11 protein-coding genes are annotated in these 19,543 nt (G+C 57.7%); 6 read left to right on the top strand and 5 right to left on the bottom strand.

Annotated elements, in window-relative coordinates; all coding sequences use genetic code 11:
* Window positions 1-356: 356 nt before the first annotated feature.
* Both HRQ60_RS10310 and HRQ60_RS10305 read left to right on the top strand, forming a co-directional pair.
* Complete coding sequence (locus HRQ60_RS10310) at window positions 357-1,490, top strand: NADH-dependent flavin oxidoreductase (protein ID WP_172195723.1); 1,134 nt, start codon at window positions 357-359, stop codon at window positions 1,488-1,490.
* 358 nt (window positions 1,491-1,848) lie between these two features.
* Window positions 1,849-3,321: a sensor domain-containing diguanylate cyclase gene (locus HRQ60_RS10305; RefSeq protein ID WP_172195722.1), complete on the top strand. Its 1,473-nt coding sequence runs from the start codon at window positions 1,849-1,851 to the stop codon at window positions 3,319-3,321.
* Between the two features lie 130 nt (window positions 3,322-3,451).
* Here HRQ60_RS10305 and HRQ60_RS10300 read toward each other — a convergent pair whose 3' ends face one another.
* The 4 genes from HRQ60_RS10300 to HRQ60_RS10285 all read right to left on the bottom strand — a co-directional run bounded on the left by HRQ60_RS10300 (window position 3,452) and on the right by HRQ60_RS10285 (window position 9,035).
* Window positions 3,452-5,410, bottom strand: a complete 1,959-nt coding sequence (locus tag HRQ60_RS10300; RefSeq protein WP_343044661.1) for an alpha-amylase family glycosyl hydrolase — start codon at window positions 5,408-5,410, stop codon at window positions 3,452-3,454.
* Between the two features lie 11 nt (window positions 5,411-5,421).
* Window positions 5,422-6,264 carry a sugar ABC transporter permease gene (locus HRQ60_RS10295; RefSeq protein WP_172195721.1) on the bottom strand — a complete coding sequence of 281 codons (843 nt, stop codon included), beginning with the start codon at window positions 6,262-6,264 and terminating at the stop codon, window positions 5,422-5,424.
* Window positions 6,261-7,607 (bottom strand): carbohydrate ABC transporter permease, encoded by a 1,347-nt coding sequence (locus HRQ60_RS10290; RefSeq protein WP_246281260.1) that lies wholly within the window; start codon window positions 7,605-7,607, stop codon window positions 6,261-6,263. The genes HRQ60_RS10295 and HRQ60_RS10290 overlap by 4 nt, the downstream gene beginning before the upstream one ends.
* A 99-nt stretch (window positions 7,608-7,706) precedes the next feature.
* Window positions 7,707-9,035 carry a sugar ABC transporter substrate-binding protein gene (locus HRQ60_RS10285; protein WP_172195720.1) on the bottom strand — a complete coding sequence of 443 codons (1,329 nt, stop codon included), beginning with the start codon at window positions 9,033-9,035 and terminating at the stop codon, window positions 7,707-7,709.
* A 554-nt stretch (window positions 9,036-9,589) separates the two neighbouring features.
* Here HRQ60_RS10285 and HRQ60_RS10280 point away from each other — a divergent pair.
* Together HRQ60_RS10280 and HRQ60_RS10275 are read left to right on the top strand one after the other, a co-directional pair.
* The gene (locus HRQ60_RS10280) at window positions 9,590-10,627 is read left to right on the top strand and encodes a LacI family DNA-binding transcriptional regulator (RefSeq protein ID WP_172195719.1); all 1,038 of its coding nucleotides are present in this window, start codon (window positions 9,590-9,592) and stop codon (window positions 10,625-10,627) included.
* Between the two features lie 181 nt (window positions 10,628-10,808).
* Complete coding sequence (locus tag HRQ60_RS10275) at window positions 10,809-13,172, top strand: glycoside hydrolase family 65 protein (RefSeq protein WP_172195718.1); 2,364 nt, start codon at window positions 10,809-10,811, stop codon at window positions 13,170-13,172.
* Between the two features lie 725 nt (window positions 13,173-13,897).
* On the opposite strand, the gene HRQ60_RS10270 is transcribed toward HRQ60_RS10275, so the two are convergent.
* The gene (locus tag HRQ60_RS10270; protein ID WP_343044660.1) at window positions 13,898-14,746 is read right to left on the bottom strand and encodes a transcriptional regulator; all 849 of its coding nucleotides are present in this window, start codon (window positions 14,744-14,746) and stop codon (window positions 13,898-13,900) included.
* 506 nt (window positions 14,747-15,252) lie between these two features.
* Between HRQ60_RS10270 and HRQ60_RS10265 the strand changes: the two genes are divergently transcribed.
* Both HRQ60_RS10265 and HRQ60_RS10260 read left to right on the top strand, forming a co-directional pair.
* Window positions 15,253-17,376, top strand: a complete 2,124-nt coding sequence (locus tag HRQ60_RS10265) for a PRD domain-containing protein (protein WP_172195717.1) — start codon at window positions 15,253-15,255, stop codon at window positions 17,374-17,376.
* Window positions 17,373-19,337 (top strand): PTS mannitol transporter subunit IICBA, encoded by a 1,965-nt coding sequence (locus HRQ60_RS10260; RefSeq protein WP_172195716.1) that lies wholly within the window; start codon window positions 17,373-17,375, stop codon window positions 19,335-19,337. The genes HRQ60_RS10265 and HRQ60_RS10260 overlap by 4 nt, the downstream gene beginning before the upstream one ends.
* The last annotated feature ends 206 nt before the right edge of the window (window positions 19,338-19,543 follow it).

Here is a 19,543-nt window from a genome sequence, read left to right as displayed (position 1 = left end):
AAAAACGTTCTCTGCTGTGAAACCTCCTGCTTGCTTTTTACCCGATTTTCGAAGGAATGATCGTGGCATTTTGACGCTCGAGCGCAAAGTCATTGAATTCCCCAGCACTTGTTGGCCGAGAGCCTGCTCGTTTGTCCGATCCGAATGACCGATTCCGTTGAAGGATATACATCGCGGCTGGAAATCAGTCCGTATTTTCGCCGCTCAAAAACCGTTTGAACCATTTAAATTTTACATAATTAAATGACGAAAAATATTTTTCTCCAAAGCATTGTAATCCGCATATCTTCTTACTATAATATACTTATGTGTTTTTAATAAACGTTTAGCACCTATTTTGAGGAGGAACTTCCCTTATGACTAACGCCAAATTCGCGAAACTGTTCGACAGCGTCGAACTGCACGACGGCATCAAACTGCAGAACCGCATTGTACTCGCTCCGATGACGCATTCTTCGTCCAACCCGGACCTGAGCGTTTCCGACGCCGAACTGAGCTACTACGAGCGCCGCACGAACAAGCTGGGACTGGCCGTGACCGCAGTGGCCCACGTGATGCCGGGCGGCATCGGCTTCCAGAATCAATTCGCCGCTTTTGGTGAATCGAATCTGCCGGGCCTGACCAAACTTGCCTCCACATTGAAAAAAGGCGGAGCCAAATCCGTTCTGCAAATCTTCCACGCTGGTATTCAGGGACCCCGCGCACTCGTGCCTGAAGGCGACGTTGTCGGACCGAGCGAAATCGAACTGAAAGATGGTTCGAAATCCCGTGAACTGACAAACGAAGAGATCGAATCGATCGTCCTGGACTTCGGCCGTGCAACCGAGATTGCGATCCGTGCAGGATTCGACGGCGTGGAAATCCACGGCGCCAACGGCTACCTGATCCAGCAGTTCTTCTCCGGTTGGTCGAACCGCCGCGAAGACAAATGGGGCGGAAGCGTTGAAGATCGCCTGACGTTCCCGCTGGCCGTTGTCGACGAAGTGCAGCGCGCTGTCGCTGCCGCAACCAAAGAACCTTTCATCGTCGGCTACCGCTTCTCGCCGGAAGAGCCGGAAGAAGAAGGCTTGACGATGGACCACACGTTCACGCTGCTTAAAGCGCTGGGCGGCAAGAACCTCAGCTACCTGCACGTATCGCTGATGGAGTATAACTCCAAGCCGCGCCGCGGCGGCGACCTGAACCGCACGCGCCTCGAGCAGATCGTCGAAGCCGCAGCCGGCACGCCGGTAATCGGAGTCGGATCGATCCATACGCCGGAGCAGGCTGTGGAAGCGATCGAGCTGGGCGCCGCTATGGTCGCTCTCGGCCGCGAATTGATCGTCGAGCCGGATTGGGTACAGAAAGTCGAAGCCGGCCAGGAAGCCGACATCGCGGTAACCCTTACCGCTGCCGATCAGGATCGTCTGGTCGTTCCGGACAACCTCTGGGGCATGATCATCGGCCTGCCGGGCTGGTTCCCAGTCGTCGAAGCCGAAACCGCCGAGTAATCCAATCCCCGATGCACCAAGCCCGACATATAAGGGCGCACGAGCAGTAGGCGAACAGAGGACGCCCGGAACCGACTGACGAGCCGGATCCGCAAAACGTCCGCGCCGCGTGCCGCCGTTCATATATAGCAAGCTTAGCGAATGACCTCGTTTCTGCCGATCGGCAGGAACGAGGTTATTTTTTGCGGTTTCCTACAGATTTTGGAATTTATTTTCGCAATTCCGGCGTTTATCCTCCCTTTTTCTCATTGATTTCATATAAAAAATCCCATACCGTTAACATCATCGGAACGATGATGCGCCGACGGACTTGCTATTAGGTAACCGTGGCTCGTTTTGATGGAAAGGAAGGCTTTTCTTGAATATATTATTTTACAACGATTCGCAAGATCAGCTGTTCCATATCAGCCCGCGCCAGCGGCGCGTTGCCCTTGTATTGGCTTTAATCATGGCCTTCCTCACTGCGGCCGCTTTATTGTTCGCGGGTACGAAACTGCCGGTCATGTCCGCTTTCTTCCCTGTGCTTGGAGCTTGGGGAGTGATGGGCGATATTTTGACTTCATTTATTCTGTTCAACCAATTCCGGTCTTCGCGCATTCTTCCGCTGCTGCTGCTGGCCTGTACCTTTTTGCTTACCGGAATGATCAGCCTGTTCTATCTGCTGTCGCTGACCGGTATGCTGCCTCTGTCGGGCCTTTTCGCTTCCGGATCGCAGACGGCGTCCTGGTTGTGGTGTTTCTGGCACCTGTGCTTCCCTTTGGGCATTCTCTTGTTCATCGGATCGCTTCATTTCAATAAAAAGATCATCGACCGCCGGCTGCTCCCCCGCTACCTGTTTATCGGAACCGCGGCGGTGCTGCTGGTCGGAGCGCTGCTGCTGGCCTTGGCTACCGCCGGACAGAGCTTTCTGCCGGTTCTGATCGAAGACAACAATTACCACAAAATGATCGAATCGGGGATCGGGCCTGCAATCTGGGCGTTTTGCGCGCTTGCTTTTGTCTGCTCGGTATTTCCGTACAAAAAACGCGGCGTGCTGCGGGTATGGCTCAGCGTCGCCGTATTCGCTTTTCTGCTGGGCATCACGTTGAGCCTTGCAGCCGGAGAACGCTACACGCTGGGCTGGTACGGCGCACGCATCGATTCCCTGATCGCCTCGACGGTGGTGCTTCTGGCTATCGTCAGCGAAGTGAACAAATTATTCGTCCGGCTGAGCCGCCAGCATGAAGAACTCGAAGAATCTAAGCAGGCTTTGGAAGCGGCGAACGAACAGCTCAAAGAAATGTCGGGCATCGACAGTCTGACCCGGATCTCTAACCGGCGCAAGTTCGACGATGTGCTCAAGCAGGAATTGAATGCACCCCAGCGGGCAAAAGAACATCTGTCCCTGCTGATGATCGATATCGATTTCTTCAAGTCGTACAACGACCATTACGGCCATCTGGGCGGAGACATGGTGCTGCGAAGCGTAGCGCCGCGCCTGGAAGCGGAAGCGCTCGCCCACTTCGGCTTCACTGCCCGCTACGGCGGCGAAGAATTCGCGATCATCCTGCCCGGACACAGCGAACTTGAAGCGCAGCAGATTGCGGAGCTTATGCTGGAGAGCGTCCGTTCCCTGGCGATTCCGCATCAGTATTCGGAGGTCGCCGACCAGATCACGATCAGTATCGGCGGCTGCACGCTTCGCCCGGGCGAGAAGTCGAATGCGCACGACTTTATCGGACGCGCCGACGAAGTGCTGTACCGGGCGAAGCACGAAGGCCGCTCGCGATTCGTATTCGCCAACTCGGCGCGCGATTCGTGTCTGCAGCCGTTCCAAACGACGTCCCAATAGTCGGTCCGAACGTAAAAAGCAGCTCCAGCCCGCCTTGTTCCGATCGGAACAAAGTGGGCCTGGAGCTGCTTTTTTGGGATGGGGTCGGATAAGCCAATCCGCTGCCCAGCCCGAATGCCGCTTCGGACGGCTAGCGTCCCAATACGGCGCTTGCATGGGGCGGCAGAATCAGCCGCTCCCCCGCCGGGTCGAGTCCGGCGGCGGGGTCCGTCGCGCGCAGCAGACGGCCGAATTCGGCTTCGCCGCCGGGAGCTGCCGGCGCCGCTTCCGCCGGACGGGATACGGCGAGTTCCAGCGGCTCGCCGGACAGGTTGTGCAGCACGAGCACGCGCTGCCCCTTCGAAGTGCGAATCCAGCCGGCGGCCCGGTCGTCGCCGGGGTCGTACGCTTCGAGGGCGCCGCTGCCAAGCGCGGGAATCTCATCGCGCCAGCGGATCAGCGTCCGGTAGCGCGAGAGCAGCGAATCGGGATCGCCGGTCTGGGCGGCGACCGTGGCGGCGCCTGCGTCCGGGCCGGTCGGCTTGGCGGCGGCCGAAGACCCGGCTGCGCCGCCGGATGTGCCCGAGCCGGAACGGGAATCCGCCGCTTTTGCATTGGCAATCAGCGGCTCCCAGGTCGTCTGCCCCGGATCTTCGCCGGGCGCCGCCCAGAGCATCGGTTCGCGGATCTGTTCGTCGGGCTTGGCCCCGAGCATGCCGATCTCTTCGCCGTAGTAGATAAACGGATTGCCCGGCAGCGTCAGCAGCATGGCCGCCGCCGTCTTCATGGCATCGAGGCGGCCGCCGAGCTGCGTCATCACCCGATCCTGATCGTGATTCGTCAGGAAGCCCGCATCGACGAACTGTCCGCCTGAGGCTTCGCCGAACAGCCGGTAGTAATCCGGCAGACGGCTGAATGCACTGCCGGCGTGCCCGCTTTTGGCCGCGCCGACCAACCCTTCGGCCAGCCCAAAGTTGAAGCCGGAATCGAAGGCGTTGTCGAGATACGGCGCGACCGCCGCTGGGGAATTCTCCCAGATCTCGCCGACCAGATACACATCGGGATTCGAAGCTTGCAAAGCGCTGCGGAATTCCTGCCACCACTGTACATTTTTCTTCGTCGTCTCCGGGCCGCGGTCTTCGGTCCGGTCTTCGTAGATATGCTTGGCGGCATCCAGACGGAACCCGTCCAGCCCGAGATCGAGCCAGCGGCGGCCGATCCGGATCATCTCCGCACGCACTTCCGGATTATCGAAGTTCAGATCGGGCATCTCGCCCCAGAACGTGCCCATATAATGGCTGCCGTTCTTGGCATGCCACGGGCTGCCGCTGCCGGCCGCGCTTTGCCCCGACGGTTCGATCCCCGCATCTTCGGCCCACACATACCAGTCCCGATGCGCTGCCCCGGGGCCCGACGCGGAATCTTTGAACCAGGGATGGCCGCTGCCGGTGTGGTTCACGACCAGATCCATAATGACCTTGATCCCGCGTTTGTGGGCTTCGTCCACCAATCTCTGCAGGTCGGCTTCCGTGCCGTAATCCGGGTTCACCCGGTCGTAATCCGTCACATCGTAGCCGTGATAGCTCGGCGATTCGAGAATCGGCATCAGCCAGATGCCGCCGATCCCCAGGTCGTCGCTGGTCGACGGATCGCCGTCGTTCAGATCATCCAGCTTCTCCGTCACCCCGTTCAGATCGCCGATTCCGTCGCCGTCCGAATCATAGAACGAGCGGACGAAGATCTCGTAATAGACCGTCCCCGGCTGCTCGTCGGGCTCGGCCGAGACGGTCTTCGCTTCGCCGGCCGAACTGCCCGCAGCACCGCCTGAAGCTGCTGCACCGCCGGGCTTCGCAGATTCGCTTCCCGCAGCCGGAGCGGATACGCCGGCTTCCGCCCCGTTCCCGCTTGGCTGCGAAGTCCCGCCGCCCGAGCAGCCGGCGGCCAGCGAAGCCAGCAGCAGCGCCGCGGCGAACGCGGGCAGCGGCCGGATTTTCATCCATGCCCCGCCGGGCGCAGCCGCAGCCTTGAGCCCGGCTTTGGCCGCGCGGCTCCCTCGTCGAACGTTTCGCCGGATAAGCTCCGCCGCCTCTTCGTGTTTTCTTTGGCCCAATCGGAATCTTCTCATCCTTTGGTCGCTCCGGCCGTCAGCCCCTGCACCAGGAAACGCTGCAGGAACATGTACAGAATCGTAATCGGAATCGCCACCAGCACCGAACCGGCCGCGAACAGCGTGAATTCGGTACTCGAATAGGTGTTGACCATCTCGTAGAGCCCGACGGCAAGCGTCCAATTCTCGCGCGAACGCAGGATCAGCCGGGCGAAGATAAAGTCGACCCAGGCTCCCGTAAACGTGGTCAGCGCGATATACGTAATGATCGGACGGGACAGCGGCAGAATGATCGCGGTAAAGATCTTCCAGTGCCCCGCTCCGTCCAGCAGCGCCGATTCTTCGAGCGCGCGCGGAATGGTATCGAAAAACCCTTTGGCCACGAACATCCCGAGCGCCGCTCCCGCCGTGTACACCAGCACCAGAGCCCACGGAGAATCGAGCAGATTGAGCTGCAGCAGCATCAGATAGATGGCGATCATGCTCATGAAGCCCGGGAACATGCCGAGGATCAGCACCGTCGTCATCGCCGTCTGCCGGCCTTTGAACCGGAAGCGCGACATGGCGTACGCCGTCAGCACCTGGATGATCGTGCCCAGCACCATACTGGTGACGGCGATCTTCAGCGTGTTCCAGTACCAGCTGAGGTAAGGCAGGTCTTTGTCGCTGTGGCCGAGGAACAGGTCTTTGTAATGCTGCAGCGTCAGTTCTCTCGGGATAAACGTTTCGCTGTACAGCGAGTCGCCGGCTTTGAACGAGGACATGACGATCCAGATCGCCGGGTAGATCGACGCAATCGCGATCAAGACGAGCAGGATATAGCTGAGTGTAAGCTTGAGACTTCGTTTGCTCTTCATTGGATCATGTCCTCCTCTTTGAACGACCGGCTTCTCCGATAGTTGTAAATCGAGAACGAGGCAATAATGATGAAAATGATGATGCCGACCGCCGAAGCGAAGTTATAGCGCTGATTGTCGAGGGTCAGCTTGTACAGCCACGTCACCAGCAGATCGGTACTGCCCGCAAACGAATATTCGCCGTTGGCCGGCTGTCCGCCCGTAAGCAGGTAAATGACGTTGAAGTTGTTGATATTGCCCGCAAACTGCATAATCAATACCGGCGTCGTCTGGAACAGCACGAACGGCAGCGTAATCGCGCGGAACTTGCGGAACGAAGAAGCCCCGTCGATATCGGCCGCTTCGTACAGGTCTTTCGGAATCGAAGTCAATACGCCGAGTACCAGAATCATCGAGACCGGTATCCCGATCCACATATTGACCATAAGTACGGTCACTTTGGCCCAGAACGGATCGTTCAGCCACGGCAGGCCGCCGAGACCCATCCAGCGCAAATACTGGTTGATCGGTCCGAACTGGTCGTTGAGCAGATTCTTCATGACCAGCAGGGAAATGAACTGCGGGATGGCATAAGGAATAATGAACACGGTGCGCCAGAACGCTTTGAAGCGGATGCCGTGCTGTTCGATCAGCAGCGCCACGAAAATGCCGCCGAAGTAAGTGGTGACCGTAGCCAGAATCGCCCAGATCACGGTCCAGGTCAGCACGCCGTAGAACGTACGGCTCCAAGATTTGAGCGTCAGCAGATTCTTGAACGTATCGAATCCGACCCAATCGACGAGGTTCTTCGGCGGGATATGGTCCGGCGCCGCGTAGTTCGTGAACGCGATCAGGATCATGAACAAGATCGGAAGCACGGTGAAAAAGAGAACGCCGACCGTAGGCAGCGACAGCAGGACGTACGGGAATCCTTTGTCCGAAGCGTACCGCAGCGTGCCGCGGAAGTTCGGCGCTTCGCGGCCTTCTTCCCGCAGACGGCCCACCGTATAGGCGTCGCGGACGTTCAATACATAAAATACGGCGAACAGGGCCACGAACAAGAAAGCGACCAATCCGTAAATCATGATAAAAATCGAGTGGTCGCCCGGCACGTTCTGGTAGAGCCGTCCGACTTTCTCCATACGCGTGGGCGTATCGCCGAGCGTAATCAATCCGGTAAGGTTCTGTATCAGCCGAGTCGCGATAAAGAATACGCCCAGCACTTCCGCCAGCAGAAACAGCGCGGCTTTGACAAACTGCCGGTTGTACAATTGGCCGAGACCCATGCCGAGCACGGACAGCCAGGCTGCCGTCCTGGCGCTGCCGGGCGGTTTGCGAAGAGCCGCCATTTTCGCTTTTTCCATCTCTGTTTCCCTTCCTTTCCCTCTCCAAAATCCGTCAGACCACGGCGCGCCCGCCCGAGGCGGACGCGCCGTGGCCTTCGGACCGGTGCGTCAAACGTATTATTGTCCCGTCGTGATATTGCTCTCCATCTGGCTCACCATATTGTCCATGGCGGCTTTGGGATCTTTACCGTCGTTCCAGATCGTGGAGATCGCCGCTTCCATCGGCGACCAGTACTGCGCGATCGCCGGAATGGACGGCATCGGCACGGACTTCTCAAACTGCTGCAGGAAAACGGTAGAGATCGGATCGTTCTTCACCACATCGGAAGCCGACGCTTCTTTGTTGGAAGGGAGTGCGCCCGTCATTTCGAAGTTCTTCTGCTGGCTGTCCGCCGACGAAGCGAAGCGGGCCCACAGCTTGGCCGCGTTCGGATACTTCGTATAAGCGCTCACATAATAGGCTTTGATACCGGAGAACGGCGTCATGTCTTTGCCGTTCGGCAGTTTCGGATACAGGCTAACCGCGAGGTTGGGCGTCGATTCTTTGAGGGAAGCCACATCCCACGGGCCGCTGACGTTCATGACCAGCTTGTCGTCGCCGAAGAGCGATTTTTTGATGTCCCCGTTGATATCCGAAGTCTTGAGCGGCAGAATGTCGTGCAGACTCTGGATGAATGTCGCCGCTTCGATACCCTGCTCGTTGTTCAGCCCGATATCGGTCGGATCGGTTCCGTCCTGGCCGAAGATGTACGAACCGTAGCCGCCGAAGAACGGGAAAGCGTAGTAGCCGTTAGCCACTTCCCACATGATTGCGTACTTGTTTGCGGCCTGGTCGTTGTACGTTTCCGCGAATTTCTTCACGCCGTCCCAATCGGCCGGCACTTCATCGATCAGGTCTTTGTTGTAGAAGACCGCTGTCGTCTCGACCGACTTCGGATACCCGTACAGAATGCCGTCGTACGTCAGCGCGTTGACCGCAAGTTCGCTGTTGTCCGCACGGGTCTCTTCTTCAAACCAGTCGTTCGGCATCAGAATCCCGGCCGCTTGGCCTTGTCCCACCTGGTCATGCAGACCGGTGAAGACGTCTGCTCCCACGCCTGCGGGACCGTCGGTCACCATCTGGCTCATAGCTTTGTCGGCGCCCAGCTCGCTGAATTCGATCTTCACGCCGAATTCTTTCTCGAATGCCTCCGCCCGGTCTTCGATGAATTCTTTCTGGTCGCCGCTGTCCCAAACTTTGAGCACCGCGCCTTCTTCCGGGAGCAGTTCTTCCTCGCCTGCCGGCTGAGCTGCCGGGTCTGCGGTTCCTTCCTGCCCTGTCGCAGCCGTTCCTTTTGGCTCCGAAGACGTTCCTCCTGTCGTCGAAGCTCCTCCTCCGCATGCCGTCACCATCAGAACCAGAATCAGTCCGACGATCCATAACCCCCATTTTTGCGTACCCTTCATCGCTGCTGCCACCTTTCGTTATGGTTCGGCGCCGTAGCGCCCTGCCTGTCCGCCGGCCGACCTTGACCTCTGAAGAAGAACATGTAGTGCAAACGTTTGTATCATAAAGCGCGATCCGTCCTGCTCATTTCGTTATGTATGCGGACCTTTTCCCGTTTTATGCCTGCTTTCGCCTGCTTATGTTCTTCTTTTCGAGCTGCGCAGCTTCCACAAATTTGAATTAAGCGCTTTATTACTTACACATCATAGCTTAACTTTCTACTTTGTTAAAACGTTTGCACAAACCATATTCTTTCTGTTTGCCCGCTTTCTTTGTATCTAGCTTGTTCAAACGCTTTTATTCTTCGTTTTTCTGGCTTTTTCGAATCCTGCTATGGAAATACTTCAATTTACTGAAAATGCGGAGGAACGCTGTTTGGATTCCCGGACTTCCGCGCCCGGAATTTGAAAATGTGCATTTACAAGGCTTGGCGTTTGAATTAACATGAAGACGCGTACAAAGCATTCTCTGACCCGGAAAAGCGCGGAAGCGTCACGAACAAGGAGGCTTCTTAATGTCCGTTACCATCAAGGACGTCGCCAGGAAAGCGGACGTTTCGCCGTCCACCGTGTCCCGGGTCCTCTCCAATCATCCGCGCATCAGTGCCGCAACTGCGCGCAAGGTGCGGGAGATCATGGAGGAAATGGGCTATCATCCGAACTTGATGGCGAAAAGTCTCGTTTCCAAAACGACCAAAAGTATTTGCGTCATTCTGCCCAAACCGGCGGAAGAGCTGTTCTTGAATCTGTTCTTCATGGAATTGATCCGAGGGATCGTGGCCCAGGCGGCGCGTTCCGGTTACGACGTACTGATCAGCTCGGGAGCCAGCGAAGCGGAAGAAGTCGAAGCCGTCGCACGGCTTGTGAACGGCCGCCGCGTCGATGGTGCCGTGCTTCTCTATTCGCGCAAAGACGACCCGGTCGTCGAATTCCTCAAGCAGCGCGAATTCCCGTTCGTACTGGTCGGCCGCAGCGAGCGCTATCCCGATATTCTGTCGGTGGATACCGACAACGTGCAGGCCGCTTACGACGCGGCGCGCCATCTGATTTCGCTCGGCCACGAGCGGATCGGCTTTGTCGGCGGACCTCCGAATATGGTCGTCTCGATGGACCGGATGCAGGGCTACCGCAGAGCGCTTGAGGAAGCCGGCCTGCCGCTGCGCGAAGACTGGATCGTCGAAGGCGAATTCCTGCAGGACAGCGGCTACCGCGCCATGTCCATGCTCATGAGTCTGCCCGAACGGCCGAGCGGCATGCTGGTCGTCGACGACTTTGTTACGTTCGGCGTGATCCGGGGGCTGAACGAACTCGGCTACCGGATTCCGCAGGATCTGAGCATCGTCAGCTTCAACAATCTGGCGCTGGCCGAACTGTCGAGCCCGCCGATCAGCAGCGTCGATATCGGCAGCTACCATCTGGGCTATACGGCTTCCCAGACTCTTATCCGTGCGGTGGAGACGCCGCGCGAAGAACAGACAAGCGTCCGGCATATTATTCCCCATCGCCTGATCGTGCGCGAATCTTCGCTGTTCGCGCCGGTCCGCAAAGCTTGAAACGGCTGTTCGTCCGGCCGGGAAACGGAGCTTGCCGTCTTGGCGGCTTCGTCTCCCGGTTGGACTTTATCTTATAGTTCAAACGTTTGCACAAAAGCGGAAGCCTGCCGGCAGCAGAGCTTTTCCTTCTCTGCCGCCGTACGTCTCCGCCATTATCCCACTCGACAAGGAGAGATCCAGCATGAAACCGTACCTCAAAGTCAACGCATGGCGCATTATCGAAGAAGGTTTCGACCCGACCCTGAACGAGGTTTCCGAGAGCGTCTTCAGTATCGGCAACGGATATATGGGACAGCGGGCGAATTTCGAGGAGCAGTATGGCGGGCCTTCCCTGCAGGGCAGCTATATGGCGGGCGTCTATTATCCGGACAAGACGCGGGTCGGCTGGTGGAAAAACGGCTATCCCGAGTATTTTGCCAAAGTGCTGAATTCCGTCAACTGGATCGGGATCGACGTGGAAATCGACGGCGAGCCGCTCGATCTGTCTACCGCTTCGGCGGAAGATTTCGTGCGCACGCTGGATATGCACGAAGGCACGCTGAGCCGCTCGTTCACGGCCGTTCTTCCGAGCGGCAAAAAAGTGCGCGTCGAGTCGCTGCGTTTCGTAAGCGTGCCTTACAAAGAAATCGGCGCGATCCGCTACTCGGTCACTCCGCTGGATGAACCGGCGCAGCTCAAACTGACCCCGTATCTCGATGCGGATGTGGCGAACAAAGACTCCAATTACGAAGAAAAATTCTGGGATACGATCTCGCAGCATGCGGCTGTCGATCACGCAAGCGTCGAAGTCCGCACCAAAAAGCTCGACTTCCGCGTCGCTTCCCATATGGTGTACGAGTTGGCGGCGAGCGGCGACCCGAATCAAGAGTTCCACGTGGAAGCGGAAACGCATAAACGGGACAAGTTCGCGGGACTGTCTCTGTCGCTGCGGGCCGAAGCGGACCAGACGATCACGCTCAGCAAATACGTCGCCAACGTCACTTCGCGCGATTACGAGCCCGAAGCGCTGGGCGATACGGCGCGGCAGCTGGCGAACGAAGCGCTCGAACTCGGCTTCGATGCCCTGCTGGAAGCGCAGCGCGCAGCCTGGGCGGAGAAATGGCGCGACGGCGATATTGTCATCGAAGGCGACGAGAAAGCGCAGCAGGCGATCCGGTTCAATATTTTCCAGCTGCATCAGACGTACACGGGCGAAGACGACCGGCTGAACATCGGACCCAAAGGCTTCACGGGCGAGAAATACGGCGGCAGCACCTACTGGGACACCGAAGCGTACTGCCTGCCCTTCTATCTCAGCACCGCCGATCAGAACGTCGCGCGCAACCTGCTGATCTACCGCTACAAGCATCTGGAAAAAGCGAAAGAGAATGCCGCCAAGCTCGGTTTCTCCAAAGGCGCCCTGTATCCGATGGTGACGATGAACGGCGAAGAATGCCACAACGAGTGGGAGATCACGTTCGAGGAGATCCACCGCAACGGCGCGATCGCCTATGCGATCTACAACTATGTCGAATACACGGGCGACAGCACCTATCTCGGCGAATACGGCTTCGAAGTGCTGGCCGAACTGTCGCGCTTCTGGGAAGAACGGGTCAACTACTCGGAACACCGCGGCGCTTACCTGATCCTCGGCGTTACCGGTCCGAACGAATACGAGAACAACGTCAGCAACAACTGGTACACGAACCGGATGGCGGCCTGGACGCTGGAATATACGCTGGAAGTGGCGGCCCTGCTGCAAAAAGAACAGCCGGAAGCCTTCGCCGCCGTAGCGGAGCGGATTGGCCTGCAGGAGGAAGAAACGTCGAAATGGGCGGATATCTCGGCACGCATGCTGCTGGCGGAAGATCCGGGTACGGGCGTCTTCCTGCAGCAGGACGGCTTCCTGGACAAAGACATTCTGCCGGTGGCCAAGCTTGATCCCGTCCACCTGCCGCTTAACCAGAAGTGGTCGTGGGACCGCATTCTGCGTTCGTGCTACATCAAACAGGCGGACGTGCTGCAGGGATTGTTCTTCCTCGGCGACCGCTACGATCTGGAGACGAAGCGCCGCAACTTCGAATTTTATGAACCGATTACGGTACACGAGTCCTCGCTGTCGCCGTGCGTGCACGCGATTCTGGCGAGCGAACTGGGCTATACGGAAAAAGCGTACGACATGTATCTGCGCACTTCGAGACTCGATCTCGACAACTACAACAACGACACCGAAGACGGCTGCCATACGACTAGTATGGCCGGCACGTGGATGTCCGTCGTACACGGCTTCGGCGGTCTGCGCGTCCGCGGCGGACGCCTGATCCTGAATCCGTTCAGTCCGGACAGCTGGACATCGCTGTCGTTCAAAGTCGGTTTCCGCGGCGCAAGGCTGCAGGTCACCGTGGCCGGCGGCAGCACAACCGTCCACAACGAAGGCCCGGGCGCGGCTTCGCTGACGCTCTACGGACGCGAGGTCGAACTCGCGGCAGGCGACAGCGTGTCGGGCGAGCACGACCCGCATGACGGCGCGCCGGAAGCGGAAGCCGGTACGGCTGCGCTGGAGTAGAGCGGAGCGTGAGAGCGACCGCGTAGCTCTGGGCTCTGGGCACAGCGCACAGCAATCCGCGGCGAAGCGGCGTTAGAGCCGGGCTCTGGGCGCAGCGGCGCGAGCGCCGGGATGGTGCTGCGCAGCACGCGGCGAATAGACCGCATCGAAGATCCGGCCGCAACGTGTCGAGAAAGTCTGATTGCGAGAGAGGCGAGGAGGCGGAGGGGGAAATTCAGTGTAGGAACGATAGTGTTCGCCTTTGAAATCGAGAAAATTCCGCTAAAATCCAATCCTTTTTCCCGATTTCAACACGCGACCTAAAGCCTTTCGGAGAAAGGCACATCGGAAGCATACGCTAACGAATTTCTCCCGCAGCCGACGAGCTTACTAAACGAATAGGACTTTCTCGACAGCCTGGGCGCCTTCTTTTTATAAGAAGGCGCCCTTTTCATGTCAATGGATCGGCGAACGCGCAGCCGCTCCAAATCCCCCTTTCCCCCGTCCGCCAACCGCCGTCGTCCCTCCTTCGGCTTCGGCTTCGGCTTCGGCTTCGGCTTCGGCTTCGGCTAACGGATTGTATGTCCGTTAGAGCGCCGAATCCAGCCTTTCCCGAACTTTAACGGATCGTATATCCCTTAGCCGCCTTCAGGTGTTCGTTTTCCGCCGAATTCAAGCCGAATTTCGTTCTAAGCGTCACCTGGATCCGTTAGAATTTCCAAATCGCTTATTATCCTCGCTAAGCGTCATCTGGATCCGTTAGAATTCTTCACGCTGCCGGAGTCGCCTGGTTTTGCATGTTTTGCTCGTTTTACTGGTTTTGCCGGCTTGGGCCTCGCCTTCTCCATTCCCGCTTGCTCACCGCCTCGAAGGTTCCGTTTGTTGGGAACGCTTCCGTCTGCCGCCGCTCCCCGGACAGCGTCCGGATCGCCGCCGAAGGTCCATTCCGCCAACCGGTAAGTCCGGTATCGCTGCTTGTCGTTGGTGACCACTAGGCTATTGCACGCAGCCAGTCTATGCAGGATCGCACGAGCATGCCGATCCGTCACCCGAAGATGGGCGGCCAGTTCTCCCGCGCTGAACGGAGCAAGCAGCCTGCGGGCATACCTCAGCGTCTCTTCTTCCAGCCAATTCAACCCGTCCGACACCGGATCGAACGACAGAAACCGACCGACGAAAGCCAGTACCAACTGCCGGCAGCGTTCCGGCTCCTCCCGGATCGACAGATAAGCCACAGGCAGCAGTGTCCAACCGCCTAGCCCGAGCAGGCTGTGACGCCAGCACAAATCTTTGAAGCGTCTCGTATCCAGATCGCGGGCATGCGAACCGTAACCCTGGATTTCGACAGCTCCTTTGGCGCCGCCGGGGCAGTAGGCCAGATCGATATACCGATAGCCGCCGTGGTAATCGCGCACCTCCCATTCCGCATACAGATCGTCCAGATTGCCCACTGCCGGGAACCAGATCTGCCGCAGAAATTCGATCGTCCCGTGTCCCAGCCCCTCTTCCAGCCGTTCACGACGACGCACGCTTTCTTCTTGTGCCAGCTGCTCTGTCAGCCATCGTTCATAACTCCCTTCGAAATCGGCCGTCATGATCTTCACCCCTTTCCATTTTGAAAAAAACACGCAAAAAAGCCGCCCCGATACTCTCGTATCGAAGCGGCGCGTTCTTCGCGTCCGTCCTTCTGAATCCAGTGTACTCCTCAAGCATAAAGACATACAATCGAGCTTTTAACACGAAATATCCATATTTACCCATTAAGTCCATATCCTATTTTAATAAGCCAAATGAAAGACATGAAAAAACTTGAACGTTTTCATCCGAAAACTGATTGATTGGCTTCCGGGTGGAGTAATAATGGATTGAAATTCTTTTGTCCGATAAAGGAAAAGCCTGCCGTTATTCGGCTTTGTCACTGGTTGATTCGGGACAAATTCCGGCATCTTTCCTTTGCCAATCCGAAGCGGGGTGCTTAAAATTTGATTAGAAGACGAGGTCTTGCAGACTGCAGTAAGGATTGCGGCGATTCGTCTACTCCCCGTTCCGGGGGAAATGATACCGTTTTCAAAAATGAGGGGTTGAAAAAGGAGGAATCCGCGTGGACAAACCGACCGGGCGACTGCTGCCGATCCTGAAGCGTCTTCTTGCTTCACGGGAAGGATTCGTTACGGTACGGGATCTGTCGGATGAATTGGACGTCAGCGAAAGAACGGTCAAACGCGAACTTCCCGGCGTGGAACATTGGCTCTCGGAAAGAGGCGCCGTCCTGATCCGTAAACCGGGAGCCGGGGTCAAGTTGGAAGCCGCGCAGCCGCAGCTCGACGCACTTATAGAAGAACTGAGCGCGGCAGGCCCGGCCAGGGATTACAGCAAGGATGAACGGCATTACTTCCTGATCAGCGAGCTTCTGCTCGCGGCCGAGCCTGTCAAATCGTACAGTTTTGCCTCACAATTCAAAGTTACCGAAAGTACGCTGAGCGCCGATCTGGATCGGGCGGAGCATTGGCTGGAACCGTTCGGCCTGCGTCTGATCCGCAAGCCGGGATACGGCGTCTACGTCGAAGGCAGCGAGAACGCGATCCGATCCGCCCTGATCCAACTGGTCTACGAAAGTGTCACCGAAGATCAGGTCGCCGGACTGCTGAGCGGATCGCCGGTCGATTCCGCGGCCGATCCGGCCAGAGTCCGCTCCCATATCCGCAGCCGGCTGCTGAACCTGATCGACGAAGGCGCAGCCGAACAGCTTCAGCGCATGGTCGAAGAGCTGGAACATAGTCTTGAGCTGAAGCTGACTGACAGCGCCTACATCGGCTTGGCGGTTCATCTGGCGCTGGCGATTCAGCGGATCCGTTCCGGACAGCGGATCGTCATCGAAGCGCGTATTCTCGAAGGTCTTCGGGGACTGCCCGAATTTGAGAAAGCGCGAAGGTTGGCGGGCCGCTTGGAAGAAATGCTGGGGATCGAGATTCCCGAAGACGAAGTGGGCTACATCACGATGCACCTGAAGGGCGCGGAGACGCGCCCGGGCAGCGACCGCGACAATTACTACGATTATGTTAGCTTCGATCTGGTCCGGCTCGCCCGCAACATGCTCAAAGCGGCGGAAGCGGAGTTCGGTTATGAACTCAAAGGGAGCAGCAAACTGTTTGCCGGATTCGTCCACCATCTCGGCCCGGCCGTCGAACGGCTCAGGTTGGGACTGGATATCCGCAATCCGCTGCTCCGGCAGATTCGCGAACAGTACGAAGACGTCTTCGCGATTGCCGCCAAATGTTCGAAACTTCTCGCCGACTACGTCGAACGCAGCGTGCCGGATTCGGAAGTGGGCTACATCGCCATGCATCTCGGAGCCATGAGCGAATACGCCCGAGCCGAACGTCCTTCTCCCAAAGTGCTGATTGCCTGCGCAAGCGGCATGGGCACTTCGGGACTGCTGATGGCCCGGGTACGCAAAGAGTTCCCTTCCTTTAATCTGATCGGTCTGGCTTCCGCTTCGGAAGCGGCGGAGAACGACGAAGCCGACTTTATCCTCTCGACGGTCGATGTCGAGACCGACATTCCCGTCGTGCGCGTATCCGTGCTGCTGTCTTTTCACGATGTCGAGAACATTCGGCGCTTCGTGAACGACGATCAGCGGCGATTCGTCAAGAAGAAGCCGCGGCACAATCTCCGGCACGATCTGGTCGGTACGCTCGAAGAGCACCGCCAGACGCTCGAAGGCATTCTCGATCTGATGAAGCATATCGATATTGCGGACGGTTTCTCCTCCCGGCATGTCGGCGAGCTGATCGCCGCCATCTCGGAACGCTTTACCGCAAATGCCGCCGATGCCGCCGTGCTCGAACGCGAACTGCACGAGCGCGAGCGTCTCGGCGAGACGGTGCTGTCGCAGGACGGATTGATCCTGCTGCACTGCCGCTCCGAAGTGATCGGCAGACTGACGCTCGGCATTTTCCGTTTCCCGGAAGGCATCGCCGCCGAATCGGAAGACAAACCGATCCGCCTCAAAGCGGCCCTGCTGCTGCTCGCCCCCAAAGCCAGCGGCAAGTCCTACCTCCAGGCGGCCGGGGAGATCAGCAAATCGCTGATCGACAAGCCCGGATTCGCCGCCCGGCTCGCTTCGGCCGAGCCGGAACAGCTCCGCAGCGAGATCGCGGACATGATGAGAGAGTTATACGCAAGAAAAATCGAACAATACACATTGGAGGTTGAACAATTATGAGCAGCGTATCGACGCCTGCAAAATCGGGCGGCGCAAGACAGGGCGTTCAAAAATTCGGACGTTTCCTGAGCGCGATGGTCATGCCGAATATCGGCGCCTTTATCGCCTGGGGCCTGATTACGGCCCTCTTTATCCCGACGGGATGGTGGCCGAACGAAAATTTGGGCTCGCTCGTAGGCCCAATGATTACTTATCTGCTGCCGCTCCTGATCGCTTACAGCGGCGGTAAAATGATCGCCGATCACCGAGGCGGCGTGCTTGGTGCGATCGCCGTAATGGGTGTAATTATCGGAGCTCCCGATACGCCGATGTTCCTCGGCGCCATGGCGATGGGTCCTCTCGCCGGTTGGGTCATCAAACAGTTTGACCGCGCCTTGGAAGGCAAGATTCCGGCCGGTTTCGAAATGCTGGTCAACAACTTCTCGGCCGGTATTATTGGTGCGGCTTTGGCAGTTGGCGGCTATTATGGCGTAGGCCCTCTGTTCGATGCCTTCACAAGTGTTCTTGAAACAGGCGTCCAGCAAATCGTAGATTGGGGACTTCTGCCGCTGGTATCGATTTTCGTCGAGCCGGGTAAAATTCTGTTCCTGAACAACGCGATCAACCATGGTATCTTCACTCCACTGGGTACCGATCAGGCACTGGAAGCGGGTAAATCGATCTTCTTCCTGCTTGAAGCTAACCCGGGACCGGGCCTTGGACTGCTGCTGGCGTACTGGGTATTTGCAAAAGGTTCCGTCAAGAGTTCCGCTCCGGGCGCGATCGTCATTCAGTTCCTGGGCGGTATTCACGAAATTTACTTCCCTTACGTTCTGATGAGACCTATTCTGATCTTGGCCGTTATCCTGGGCGGTATGGCCGGCGTGTTCACCTTCGTTCTGACCGGTGCGGGCCTTGGATCGGCCGCTTCGCCGGGCAGTATCTTCGCTCTGATGGCCGTTGCACCCAAAGGCGAACATCTGCCGGTACTCGCCGGTGTAGCCGTAGCCGCCATCGTATCGTTCCTGGTATCCGCAGTCTTCCTGCGTAACTACAAAGCGGATGATTCCGATCTGGACAAAGCACGCGATGCTTCGAAGTCGATGAAAGGCACAAATTCCGCAGCAGCCGGTGCCGGCACAACCGTACGCGTAAACGGCAAAGTCGAAAAAATCGTCTTCGCCTGCGACGCAGGCATGGGTTCGAGCGCCATGGGCGCGACTTCTTTCCGCAAAAAAGTCAAAGCAGCCGGACTCCCGATCAACGTGACCAACACCGCGATCGAGAACATTCCGAGTGATGCCGATATCGTCGTGACGCAGCAGAACCTGACCGACCGCGCCAGAGCGAAAGCTCCGAACGCACATCACGTTTCGATCGACAACTTTATCAACAATCCGGTCTACGAAGACCTGATCGAAGAACTCAAAGCTTCCCAGGCAGGCGGATCGCCGGCCGAACGCAACACGACGGCAACGGCGGATGCGCAGTGGGATATCGACAATGCGCTGGACAAAGCGGCTCCGGGCGCGGGTTCCACAGTCATGCATTCCGACATTCTGCGCAAAGAAAATATTCGCCTCGGTCTGCCGAGCGTCAGCAAGGAAGAAGCGATCCGCGAAGCGGGACGCTTGCTGTCCGCAGCCGGATACGTGAAACCGGGCTACGTAAACGCCATGATCGAACGCGAAGGCGTAGCTTCGACTTACATCGGCAACGGCGTTGCGATTCCTCACGGCGTAGGCACAGCCAAGAACGAGATCGAAAACTCCGGGATCGTGGTACTCCAGTATCCGAACGGCGTTGAATTCGAAGCCGGTACGGCTTACCTGGTCGTCGGCATCGCCGGCGCCCGCGGCGAGCATCTGAAGATTCTGACCAAGATCGCGGAAGCGATCGAAGACGAATCGACGGTACACCGTCTGGCCCAGACCAAAGACGTCAACGACGTGTACAACACGCTCAGCGTGCAGCCGGAGTAACTTTCGGTTAACCGACGATTCGTACCGCTTGCGTTCGTTACCGTTATCCTTTGTTATCGTTAGAGTCCAAAGCCGGCAGAGACCCCCTCTGTCGGCTTCGGCTTTGAGAACAGGACTATTTCAAATTCAAGCTTTTCGCCAAAGACGCGGCTGCGGGTTTGGCGCTTGGAATTCAGCATTGGGATTGGGAACCCCGATTTTTATTC

Source organism: Saccharibacillus qingshengii (assembly GCF_013185195.1).
Classification (GTDB): Bacteria; Bacillota; Bacilli; order Paenibacillales; family Paenibacillaceae; genus Saccharibacillus; species Saccharibacillus qingshengii.
This window is presented reverse-complemented; position numbering and strand designations above follow the sequence as displayed.

Excerpts from the sequence above, each read along its gene's own strand:
- HRQ60_RS10310 (WP_172195723.1), top strand. The coding sequence starts at position 357 with ATGACTAACGCCAAATTCGCGAAACTGTTCGACAGCGTCGAACTGCAC.
- HRQ60_RS10295 (WP_172195721.1), bottom strand. The coding sequence starts at position 6,264 with ATGAAGAGCAAACGAAGTCTCAAGCTTACACTCAGCTATATCCTGCTC.
- HRQ60_RS10290 (WP_246281260.1), bottom strand. The coding sequence starts at position 7,607 with ATGGAAAAAGCGAAAATGGCGGCTCTTCGCAAACCGCCCGGCAGCGCC.
- HRQ60_RS10285 (WP_172195720.1), bottom strand. The coding sequence starts at position 9,035 with ATGAAGGGTACGCAAAAATGGGGGTTATGGATCGTCGGACTGATTCTG.
- HRQ60_RS10280 (WP_172195719.1), top strand. The coding sequence starts at position 9,590 with ATGTCCGTTACCATCAAGGACGTCGCCAGGAAAGCGGACGTTTCGCCG.
- HRQ60_RS10275 (WP_172195718.1), top strand. The coding sequence starts at position 10,809 with ATGAAACCGTACCTCAAAGTCAACGCATGGCGCATTATCGAAGAAGGT.
- HRQ60_RS10270 (WP_343044660.1), bottom strand. The coding sequence starts at position 14,746 with ATGACGGCCGATTTCGAAGGGAGTTATGAACGATGGCTGACAGAGCAG.
- HRQ60_RS10260 (WP_172195716.1), top strand. The coding sequence starts at position 17,373 with ATGAGCAGCGTATCGACGCCTGCAAAATCGGGCGGCGCAAGACAGGGC.